This is a genomic window from Cypionkella sp. (genome assembly GCF_036782355.1).
Classification (GTDB): domain Bacteria; phylum Pseudomonadota; class Alphaproteobacteria; order Rhodobacterales; family Rhodobacteraceae; genus Cypionkella.
This window is the reverse complement of sequence record NZ_DAIPZF010000020.1, coordinates 51287-61460: the sequence shown is the minus strand read 5'-3', so window position 1 is coordinate 61460 and position 10174 is coordinate 51287. Positions and strand designations below refer to the sequence as shown.

Here is a 10174-nt window from a genome sequence, read left to right as displayed (position 1 = left end):
CCCAATGACGATCAACTTCAGATTGCAAAAACGCCGATGACCCGTACGGATTATGGGCTGCCAGAAGAGGCTTTTGTGTTGTGTTGCTTTAACAGCAACTACAAAATCACACCGGCCGAGTTTGACATCTGGATGCGGATTTTATCAAAAATCGAAGGCTCGGTTCTTTGGCTGCTCGAGGGCAACAGCTGGTCGAAAAGGAATCTGTGCTACGAGGCCGAGCAGCGCGGCATTGATCCGGCGCGTTTGGTCTTTGCCGGCAGGATTGCGCATGACGAACACCTTGCCCGCTATCGTTTTGCCGATATTTTTGTCGATAATTTTAATTACAACGCCCATACCACCGGCAGCGAGGCACTTTGGGCGGGTTTGCCAGTTGTGACCAAACAGGGTCAGCAATTTTCAGCGCGGGTCGGTGCCAGTCTTTTGCAAGCGATGGGGCTCTCCGCGTTAATCACATCGACCGAGGCCGAATATGAGGCCCTTATCCTTGCGCTGGCGCGCGATCCGGCGCGGTTAAAGGCACTGCGCCAGCATATTGCTGTATCTCGCCCGACCAGCCCGTTGTTTGACACCAAACGCTATACCCGCAATTTTGAACGCGGGCTTCAATTGGCCTATGATCTGCACCAGCAGGGCAAGCCGCCGCAAGATCTGTGGATCACAGAGCCCGCGCCATAGCCGCAGCCGCCATTGACGCGCGCGCTGTGGTGGTAGAAAAAGCGGCAACCGCAGCCAATGGAACACGCCATGACCCTTCGCCGCCTTGCCCTGATCAGCCTGTTGCCGCTTGTTGCCTGTGCAGCCCCCAGCAGCGAGATGAAGCTTTATCCGCTGCGTGGGCCAATTGCCGAGGCAACGCCTTCGCTTATTATTGATCTGAACGCCAAGGTGACCGAAACCACCTCGGGCACGCTGGCGTTCAAACTGCCACGGCGGGTGAAATGTAAGGGCACTTGGACCACGGTTTCCCCAAGAGAGACCGCCCGCACCAAGGGGTTTTCCTTAAGCCTGCGCGGCCCAAACGGCAATCTGGATCGCACCACAAAGACGGTGGCAGGCGTGAATGATGGCGAAATCTATGCAGTTTGCAACGATGGCACCCGCATTCAGGGAAATTTCAAGATCGGAAGTGGCACCATCAGCGGCACTGGCAGCGCAACTGACACCAACGGCAATGTCTATAAGTTGTTGTTTTAAAAACAATCTTCACAACGCAAAACGGCGGCTCTGATCGAGCCGCCGTTTTTAGGTCTGAAGCCCCGGCCTTATGAACAGCCGCTGGTGCCGCCGCAGGTGTTACATTTCATGCAGGTGCCGTTGCGCACCAGCGTGTAGTTGCCGCATTCGCCGCAAGGATCGCCCTCGTAGCCCTGCATCTTGGCCTTGACCCGCGCGTCCATGGTGACGGTGCCCGAAGCCAGCGCCGTGCTGCCCGACGACGCCCCCCCGCGCGCGGTTTCAGGGATCAGCATGTTCAGCGTCGAGACCGGATCGGTGCCGTTGGCCAGCGCCTGCACGCCCATCCCGCCTTGCAGCACCACCAATTCTTGCGGCAGACGCTTGCGCAGATAGCCGGTCGAGCTGATCTGTTTCAGCACCTCTAGCCCGCGCGAGGCCGCCATATCGCTCATCTCCGAGATATTGCGCTTGCCCTCTTCTTCGCCGCGCCCCAGATCGTCGAAAGACGCGCCCGTGGGTTTGACATGCGCAAGATCGGTCCGGTCCAGATAAGAAATCGCCAACTCGCGGAAGATGTAATCCAAGATCGAGGTGGCATTTTTCACCGAGTCGTTGCCCTGCACCATGCCCGCAGGTTCAAAGCGGGTGAAGGTAAAGGCCTCGACGAACTCTTCCAGCGGCACGCCATATTGCAGACCCACCGAAACCGCGATGGCAAAGTTGTTCATCATGGCGCGGAAGCCTGCGCCTTCTTTGTGCATGTCGATGAAAATCTCGCCCAGACGACCGTCGCCATATTCGCCGGTGCGCAGATAGACCTTATGGCCGCCGACGATGGCTTTTTGGGTATAGCCCTTGCGCCGCTCGGGCAGTTTTTCGCGGTTGGTGCGGATGATTTCCTTAATGATGATCTTCTCGACGATCTTTTCGGCCAAGACAGCGGCCTTTTCTTGCGCCGATCCGGTCGCCAGCACCTCTTCGGCCTCTTCATCGTCTTCAACCAAGGCCGAGGCCAAGGGCTGCGAAAGCTTTGATCCGTCGCGGTAAAGCGCGTTGGCCTTGATGCCAAGGCTGTGGCTTAACTCATAGGCGGCCAAAGTCTCTTCGATCGTGGCCGAGTTTGGCATGTTGATGGTCTTGGAAATCGCGCCCGAGATGAAGGACTGCGCCGCCGCCATCATATGGATATGGCTTTCCACCGAGAGATAACGCTTGCCGGTCTTGCCACAGGGATTGGCGCAATCGAACACAGAATAGTGTTCTTTCTTCAGGAAGGGCGCGCCTTCAAGGGTCATCGTGCCGCAAACATGGTCATTGGCCGCGTCAATCTGCGCCTTGGTAAAGCCAAGGTGGCGCAGCAGATCAAAGCTGGGGTCCATCAGCTTGGCGGCAGGAATGCCCAAGCTGCCCTTGCAGAAATCCTCACCCAGCGTCCATTGGTTGAACACAAAGCGGATATCAAAGGCCGAAGGCAGCGCTGCTTCGATCTTTTCCAGCTCGCGCGGGCCAAAGCCGTGGCCGATCAGCGCGGTTGGATTGATGGCGGGGCAATTGCCGATGGTGCCATGGCCCACCGCATAGGCAACCATTTCTGCCGCCTGCGATGTGGAATAGCCCAGCTTTTCCAAAGCCGCAGGCACCGATTGGTTGATGATCTTGAAATAGCCGCCGCCCGCCAGTTTCTTGAACTTCACCAGCGCAAAGTCAGGCTCGATGCCGGTGGTGTCACAATCCATCACCAGACCGATGGTGCCGGTGGGCGCGATCACGGTGGTCTGCGCGTTGCGGAAGCCATGCGCCTCGCCAAGGGTCAGCGCCTCGTCCCAAGCCGATTTGGCCAAGGTTATCAGCATCTGGTCAGGGCAGTTGGCCGCATCAAGCGCGACCGGTTTGACGTTCAGCGCCTCGTAGCCTTCGGTCTTGCCGTAAGCTGCGGCACGGTGGTTACGGATCACCCGCATCATATGTGCGGCGTTGCGATCATAGCCCGCAAAGGCTCCCAGCTCGGCCGCAATCTCGGCTGAGGTGGCATAGGTCACGCCGGTCATCAGCGCCGTCAGCGCGCCGCACATCGCACGCCCCTCAACGCTGTCGTAACCATAGCCCATATTCATCAGCAAACCGCCGATATTGGCATAGCCCAGCCCCAGCGTGCGGAAATCAAACGAGCGCTGCGCGATTTCCTGGCTTGGGAATTGCGCCATCATCACCGAGATTTCCAGCGTCACCGTCCACAGCCGCGTGGCATGCATGTAAGAAGCTGCATCGAACTTACCCTCACTGAAAAACGTCAGCAGGTTCATCGAGGCCAAGTTGCACGCAGTGTCATCAAGGAACATATATTCCGAGCAGGGGTTCGACCCGCGGATCGCACCGTCCTCGGGGCAGGTGTGCCAAGCGTTGACGGTATCGTGGAACTGAATGCCCGGATCAGCACAGGCCCATGCCGCGTGGCCAACCTGATCCCAAAGATCGCGCGCCTTGATGGTCTTGGCGGTCTTGCCATCGGTGCGCCGGATCAGCGCCCAATCGGCATCGTCTTTCACCGCTTGCAAGAAAGCATCGGTCACGCGCACCGAGTTGTTCGAGTTTTGCCCCGAAACCGTAGTATAGGCCTCGGAATCCCAATCGACGTCATAGGTGGGGAATTCGATCGAGGTGAAGCCCTGCCGCGCGTATTGCAAGATGCGGTTGGTATAAGTGTCGGGGATCATGGCCTTTTTGGCCGAGCGGATCGCGGCTTTCAGGGCTGCATTCTTGGCCGGATCAACCGAATCCTCGGAGGCGCCATCCCAAGTGCGAATGGCAGTGAAAATCTCGTTCAACCGCAGCTCATGCGCTTTCGAACCAGCAACCAAAGACGCAACCTTTTGCTCTTCGATCACCTTCCAATTCACGAATTCTTCGACATCGGGGTGATCCATGTCGCAGATCACCATCTTGGCCGCGCGCCGCGTGGTGCCGCCCGATTTGATCGCGCCAGCAGCCCGGTCGCCGATTTTCAAAAAGCCCATCAAGCCCGAGGATTTACCACCCCCCGACAGCTTTTCCCCCTCGCCGCGCAGCGACGAGAAATTGGTGCCGGTGCCCGAGCCATATTTGAACAGACGCGCCTCGCGCACCCACAGATCCATAATGCCGCCATCGCCGACCAGATCGTCTTTGACCGATTGGATAAAGCAAGCATGCGGCTGCGGATGCTCATAGGCCGACGACGATTTTGTCAGCTTACCCGTTTGATAATCCACATAATAATGGCCTTGGCTTGGGCCGTCGATGCCGTAGGCCCAATGCAGACCGGTGTTGAACCACTGCGGGCTGTTGGGCGCGGCCATCTGGCGTGCCAGCATAAAGCGCATTTCGTCATAATAGGCGCGCGCATCGGCTTCGGTGCTGAAATAGCCGCCCTTCCAACCCCAATAGGTCCAGGCCCCAGCCAAGCGGTCAAACACCTGCTTGGCAGATGTTTCGCCGACAAAGCGCTCTTCGGCGGGCAGCTTGGCCAATTCGGCCTCATCTGGAACCGAGCGGTGCAAGAATTCGGGCAGGCCCTTTTCCTTGACCTTTTTCGAGACAGCCGGAACCCCTGCCCTGCGGAAATACTTTTGCGCCAACACATCAGAAGCAACTTGGCTCCAGCCTTTGGGCACCTCGACCGCCTCATTGCGGAAAACCACCGTCCCGTCAGGGTTGCGAATTTCCGAAGTCGTGGTCGAAAAAGCGATGTCGCCATAAGCGCCGCCGGTTTCGGTGGTGAATTTCCGCTCGATTTTCATCTGCCTGTCCCTTGTCTTGGCGAGGTTCTGCTTGGCCTCGTCCTGTCCCCGTCTGTCGCGCCGCTTGCAGGTCCCATATCGGGACAACGCTCCCGACATCTCCACCATTGGTGGCGTTTTCTGACCCTTGAAAGCAGGGATGCACACCAAATCTGGTGGATCGTCCCAGCGCTTGCACAACCTGTCGGAAATCCTCGAAACCGGCAACGATTATTTTAGACATATCCACTAGATTTTGTGCTTGACCTAAATTTGGCTCTACAGGTGGCGTGCAGCGTCGGCATCCAACGCCATTGTCTGGCCGCAAAACACCGCCGCACCACAGCCTAGGATTGCAGATAAAATCAAAAGATTTTGGCAGCTTGCGTCAGAGCCTTCACAGACCGTGGCAAGAGCTGCGCCCGCAAAGCCGACGGCGGCGCAGAGCCGCGGCCATACCAAAGCAGCAAAGGCCGCTATACCAAAAAGCATCCTGCCCTTGCCCTGACCCACGAGCTTTGCCGCAAAATTGGGCAGGTTGGTTAACATGGGCCGTGATGAAAAGGCCACATGCGCCGACCCCGAGCCTTGGCCGCGCCGCATTTGGGCGCCCTTAAGCGGCTTGCGGCCGGCTTTGGGCCAGAGATTCGCGCAAAACATCTGGCGGCGCGGCGGGCTTTGGCCTAAAGTTTTAGATCTGGAAACCTGCGGAGCCCAAGGATGTCTGATCTGATTACGCGCGGTGTCGAAAAGGGCCTTCGCATGACCGATCAGCGCAAAGTGGTGGCGCGGGTGATTGCGGCGTCAAAAGATCATCCCGATGTCGAAGAGCTGTTCAGCCGCGCAGCCAAGGTGGACGCGAAGATCTCGTTGGCCACGGTCTATCGCACCGTCAAGCTGTTCGAGGAAAGCGGACTGCTGGAAAAGTTGAAATTTGGCGATGGCCGCGCGCGTTATGAAGATTCATTGCGCGACCATCACGATCATCTGATCGACGTCAATTCAGGCAAAGTCATTGAATTTGTTGATCCTGAAATTGAAGCCTTGCAAGAACGCATCGCTGCGCGGCTGGGATATCGCCTGATCGGCCACCGGCTCGAACTGCTGGGTGTGCCGGTTAAAAAGACCTGACACAGCCCCCAGCGGGCGGCGTGCCCTTGCCTCAGCGGCTTTTGAACAAAGACCCCAAAACGCCCCGCACCAATTGTTGGCCAGCTTTTGACCCCAGACTGCGGGCAAAGCTTTTCGCCAGAGTGGTCCCAATGCTGTCGGACCGGCTTGCAGCGGCTTTGCTGGGTTTGGGGCTGCGCGGCAGGCTCGAAGGCTGATAGCGCCGCGCGTTTTGAAATTCTGGCACGGCGTCTTGGGTTGCGGACGATTGAGCTTGGGCTGCTTCTTGGGCTGCCTGTGCGGCGCGGCGTTGCAAACGCTCGTAAGCACTGTCGCGGTCGATGCTTTGGCGATATTTCGCCCCCATAACCGAGCCCGCGATCAGCTGCGCACGCACGGTCGGATCAATCGGACCCAGTTGCGAGGCAGGCGGACGAATCAACGTGCGCTCGACCACCGAAGGCACGCCCTTGGCTTGCAAAAACGAGGTGACAGCCTCGCCAGTGCCAACATCCCGAATAGCTTCTTCGGTGATAAAATTTGGATTGGGGCGGTAGGTCTGCGCCGCAAGCCTTAGATCTTTTTGGTCTTTTGCGGTAAAAGCGCGCAGAGCATGTTGCACCCGATTGCCCAATTGCCCCAAAATCACATCAGGCACATCGGCAGGGTTTTGGGTGATGAAATAAATCCCTACCCCCTTTGACCGGATCAGCCGCGCCACCTGTTCAACCTTTTGCACCAAGGCTTTTGGCGCATCGTTGAACAAAAGATGCGCCTCGTCGAAAAAGAACACCAGCTTGGGCAGATCAGGATCGCCGATCTCGGGCAGCTGCTCGAAAAGTTCGGACAACAGCCACAAAAGGAAGGTGGCATAAAGCCTTGGGCTGTTCATCAGCTTGTCGGCGGCCAGAATATTGACCATGCCCGCGCCCTGCGCATCGAGCCGCATCAGATCGGCCAGATCAAGGGCAGGTTCGCCAAACATTTGCGCAGCGCCTTGGTTTTCCAGCACCAAAAGCCTGCGCTGAATCGCACCAATCGAGGTGGTCGAGACCAAACCATAGCGCCCCGAAATCTCGCTTGCATGTTCGGCTACAAAACTCAGCAGCGCTTGCAGATCTTTCAGATCCAACAGCGGCAACTGCTCTTCATCCGACAGCCGAAAGGCCACGTTCAGCACGCCCTCTTGCGGCTCGGTCAGCTCTAACAGCCGACTCAGCAACAACGGCCCCATCTCGGCCACTGTGGCGCGGATCGGGTGGCCGTTTTCGCCAAACATATCCCAAAACGTCACCGGAAAGGCGCGGTAGTGCAGATCCAGCCCGATGGTGGCTGCGCGGCTGGTAAAGGCGTCATGCAGCTTGTGCGTCGCGCTGCCAGAAGCGGCAATCCCCGAAAGATCGCCCTTCACATCGGCCATAAACACCGGCACACCAGCGGCAGAGAAACCCTCGGCAAGAATTTGCAATGTAACGGTTTTTCCGGTTCCTGTCGCTCCCGCAATCAGCCCGTGACGGTTGCCATATTTCAGCAAAAGCTCTTGCGCCACACCATATGCCGCACCGCCCCCACCGACAAAAATCCGATCGCTCATCTAAAACCCTTTACTTCACCCGCGCCGTGGATCGCAGCGCTTACCGCAGGCAGAATACAGGCTTGAGCGCGTGTTGCCAGCCCTTCTTGTGTCGGCACGCCCAAAGCCGCAGCCTAACAAAACCCTGTGATTTATCCTGTTGACGGCTTGAAAAAACCTCCTTAAGTTTCCGGTTAGACGTCGGCCAGTCCGACAGGGAGAATACAAAAAACTGGAAAAAGGGTCGGGCAACCGGCCTTTTTTCTTTTTCAGATCAGCAATATTTTGCCCATGCTGGCCGCAGCGCTGTCTCTTTAGCGCCTGACTTGCGATAAGCCGCATGATAACGAGCGCCTTGAACAAGTAAGGAAGACACAGAGATGTCAAAGATGTCAGGATACCGCGGCTTTACCCTTGGTCTTGGGCTGGCCTTGGCGGCGGCATTGCCGATTTTCGCGCAAGAAGCCACGCCCGCGCCCGCAGCCCCCGCGGCCGAGACGTTGAACATGGGCACCCCAGCCGCGCCACCTGCCCCCGTCACCAAAGACACAGCAGCGGTTGGTCAAAGCTATACTTTGGCGCAGTTTGATGCTTGGGAGCAAAATTGCGTCAAGGCAGCTGATGGCAAAGACCCCTGCCAGATGTATCAGTTGCTGAAAGACGCTGACGGCAATGCCGTCGCCGAGTTCAGCATGTTCCCGCTGCCCTCCGGCCAGCAAGCCGCAGCCGGAGCCACGATCATGGTACCGCTGGAAACCCTGTTGACCGCCAATCTGGTGATCGAAGTCGATGGTGGTGTGCCAAAAATCTACCCCTTTACCTTTTGCGCCCAGCCCGGCTGTGTCGCCCGTGTTGGCTTTACCGCTGAAGAGGTCACCCAGTTCAAAAAGGGCGTAAAGGCCGATATGACCATCGTGCCGGCCGTAGACCCGACCAAAAAGGTTGTGCTGAACATCAGCCTCAAGGGCTTTACTGCGGCCTTGGATGCAGTGACGGCGACGCTTGCACCTTAAGATCAACGCAGCTTGCAAAAAGCCCCGCTCAGGTTTGGCGGGGCTTTTTCATATCCGGCGCAGCGCCAAGACCGCATTCAGCCCGCCAAAGGCAAAGGCGTTTGACAGCACCGCCTCGACACGGACCGCGCGGGCCTCGTTTGGCACGACGTCCAGATTGCAATCAGGATCTGCGGTTTCAAAGCCCATCGTCGGGGCGATCACATCTGTTTGCAGCGCCATCAGGCAGGCCAACAGCTCGACCGCGCCAGTGCCGCCGATCAAATGCCCGTGCATGGATTTGGTCGAAGACACCATCAGCCGGTCTGCCTGCGCGCCAAACACCGTGCGAATGGCTGCGGTCTCGGATCGGTCATTCGCCGCCGTGCCGGTGCCATGCGCGTTGATATAGCCGATCTGCTCTGGTGCCAGCCCAGCATCCTTTAGCGCAATCGTCATCGCCCGCGCCGCGCCTTCGGTCGAAGGCATCACGATATCAGAGGCATCCGAGGTCATGCCAAAGCCTGCGACTTCGGCCAAGATCACCGCCCCGCGCGCGCGGGCATGATCAAAGTCTTCAAACACAAAGACCGCAGCGCCCTCGCCCTGCACCATGCCATTGCGGGTCAGGCTGAACGGGCGGCAGGCGTCGGGCGACATCACCCGCAACCCCTCCCAAGCCTTGATGCCGCCAAGGCACAGCATCGCCTCGGCACCACCGGTCAGCATCACATCGGCAAGCCCTGATCGCACCATCTGAAACGCCAGCCCCATCGCGTGGTTGGAACTGGCGCAAGCGCTGGACAGCGCAAAGCTGGGGCCGCGCAGGGTAAACTCCATCGAGACATGGCTGGGGGCTGCACTGCTCATCAGTTTCGGCACCACAAAGGGATGCACGCGGGATTTACCCTCGGCGTAAACGCTGCGATAATTGTCGTCGGTGGTGGTAAGGCCACCCCCCGCCGTGCCCAGAACCACCCCAGTGGTATCGGCCAAAGCGCCCTGAAACCTCAGGCCCGATTGCGCCACCGCTTGACGGGCTGCCACAAGCGCGAATTGTGCAAAGCGGTCCAACAGCGGCAGGCGTTGGCGTTCGAAATGCTGCTCGGGCTGCCAGCCATGTACTTGTGCGGCGATCTTGACCGACAAACGATCAACATCGCGGATCAGCAGCGGCCCAATCGCGCAGCGCCCGGCGGCAAAGGCGGCATAGGTGCCCGCGACATCCATCGCCAGCGGGTTGACCGTGCCCGCGCCGGTGATGACAACCCGCCTCATGCAGCTTTCTTGGCGACCAGATCGGAAACGGCTGCCACCAAAGCCTCGACCGAGGAGAGATCAAAGCTCATCGCCTGCGCGTCATTGGCATTGAACGGAATGCTGATGTCAAAGGCCTCTTCCAGCGCAAAGATCGTCTCGACCAGCGCAAGACTGTCGATCCCCAGATCAGCCAGCGGCTGCGCAGGATCAATATCGCCGGGGTCAAGCATCGCCTGTTCGGCAAGCACCGCGATCACATGTTCTTTCAAATCCATCGGATTTCCCCCGTCTGACATTCGGGC

General features: G+C 58.3%; 8 protein-coding genes. 4 read left to right on the top strand and 4 right to left on the bottom strand.

Annotated elements, in window-relative coordinates; translation table 11 throughout:
* Together V7Q10_RS09585 and V7Q10_RS09580 are read left to right on the top strand one after the other, a co-directional pair.
* A partial coding sequence (locus tag V7Q10_RS09585; RefSeq protein ID WP_442885854.1) for an O-linked N-acetylglucosamine transferase family protein occupies positions 1-681 on the top strand: 681 nt, incomplete at its 5' end.
* A gap of 69 nt (positions 682-750) precedes the next feature.
* Positions 751-1200: a hypothetical protein gene (locus V7Q10_RS09580; RefSeq protein WP_333868864.1), complete on the top strand. Its 450-nt coding sequence runs from the start codon at positions 751-753 to the stop codon at positions 1198-1200.
* Between the two features lie 68 nt (positions 1201-1268).
* Here V7Q10_RS09580 and V7Q10_RS09575 read toward each other — a convergent pair whose 3' ends face one another.
* A complete protein-coding gene (locus V7Q10_RS09575) occupies positions 1269-4958 on the bottom strand; it encodes a vitamin B12-dependent ribonucleotide reductase (RefSeq protein ID WP_333868863.1) in 3690 nt (1229 codons plus the stop codon).
* A 699-nt stretch (positions 4959-5657) separates the two neighbouring features.
* On the opposite strand from V7Q10_RS09575, the gene V7Q10_RS09570 reads away from it, so the two are divergent.
* Positions 5658-6068 carry a Fur family transcriptional regulator gene (locus V7Q10_RS09570; protein ID WP_333868862.1) on the top strand — a complete coding sequence of 137 codons (411 nt, stop codon included), beginning with the start codon at positions 5658-5660 and terminating at the stop codon, positions 6066-6068.
* Between the two features lie 31 nt (positions 6069-6099).
* Here the strand turns inward: V7Q10_RS09570 and V7Q10_RS09565 are convergent, their stop codons facing one another.
* Positions 6100-7641 (bottom strand): helicase HerA-like domain-containing protein, encoded by a 1542-nt coding sequence (locus tag V7Q10_RS09565; RefSeq protein WP_333868861.1) that lies wholly within the window; start codon positions 7639-7641, stop codon positions 6100-6102.
* A 368-nt stretch (positions 7642-8009) separates the two neighbouring features.
* On the opposite strand from V7Q10_RS09565, the gene V7Q10_RS09560 reads away from it, so the two are divergent.
* The gene (locus tag V7Q10_RS09560; RefSeq protein ID WP_333868860.1) at positions 8010-8633 is read left to right on the top strand and encodes an invasion associated locus B family protein; all 624 of its coding nucleotides are present in this window, start codon (positions 8010-8012) and stop codon (positions 8631-8633) included.
* A 48-nt stretch (positions 8634-8681) separates the two neighbouring features.
* Here the strand turns inward: V7Q10_RS09560 and V7Q10_RS09555 are convergent, their stop codons facing one another.
* Positions 8682-9890, bottom strand: a complete 1209-nt coding sequence (locus tag V7Q10_RS09555) for a beta-ketoacyl-[acyl-carrier-protein] synthase family protein (RefSeq protein WP_333868859.1) — start codon at positions 9888-9890, stop codon at positions 8682-8684.
* Entirely contained in the window at positions 9887-10147 is a 261-nt protein-coding gene (locus V7Q10_RS09550; protein WP_333868858.1) for an acyl carrier protein, read from the bottom strand. Before V7Q10_RS09550 ends, V7Q10_RS09555 begins: the two co-directional genes overlap by 4 nt.
* Positions 10148-10174: the final 27 nt, after the last annotated feature.